Consider the following 598-nt stretch of genomic DNA (forward strand, 5'->3'; position numbering starts at 1 on the left):
CTTTTGAAATTGCGCTTTGGCCGCTCGCCTTCGGCGGCTATCGGCCGGTCGCCACGCGGCGCGTAGGGCTTCTTGGCGCCGAAAGACGGCTTGCCGCCTTTGCTGGCGGCGCCGTCGCGGCTGCGCGATCCCGCGGCTTTCGGACCGCCCCTGACCGGACCCTTTTTAGCCCGGAATTTCTTGTCGTTGTCGTCCATGTGGCCTTTGCCTGTTTGCGCTGCTACAGCGTGGCGCATCCTTTCGGGCGCGCAAAGGACGCTGTAGCACTTTGATTTGGCGCATGATCGTTTCCGAAAACCGAGTCCGATTTTCGAGGTTAGGCGCTAGATAACAGGATCGCTGTCGGGTGGCGAGGAGATAATCGGAATGGAAACCGCGTGAAGCGGCCGGATTTCATGGCATTGGCGCTTGAGGAGGCGGCAGCCGCCGCGCAGCGCGGAGAAGTGCCGGTGGGCGCGGTCATCGCCAGCCGCGGCATCGTCGTGGCAAGAGCCGGCAACCGCACCCGCGAGCTTGCCGACCCGACGGCGCATGCCGAGATGCTGGCCATCCGCCAGGCCTGCGAAAAGCTCGCCAGCGAGCGGCTCACCGGCCACGA

Annotated in this window: 2 protein-coding genes; one reads left to right on the forward strand and one right to left on the reverse strand. The window is 64.9% G+C overall.

Translation table 11 applies throughout. From position 1 onward, the window contains the following. Window positions 1-197 (reverse strand): hypothetical protein (locus EOA33_RS37920; RefSeq protein ID WP_145989612.1); only part of this gene is annotated, 197 nt, incomplete at its 3' end. Between the two features lie 180 nt (window positions 198-377). On the opposite strand from EOA33_RS37920, the gene EOA33_RS37925 reads away from it, so the two are divergent. Continuing rightward, the coding region (locus EOA33_RS37925) for a deaminase (protein WP_145989613.1) at window positions 378-598 on the forward strand (221 nt) is incomplete at its 3' end.

It is taken from the genome of Mesorhizobium sp. M4A.F.Ca.ET.050.02.1.1 (assembly GCF_003997725.1).
GTDB lineage: Bacteria > Pseudomonadota > Alphaproteobacteria > Rhizobiales > Rhizobiaceae > Mesorhizobium.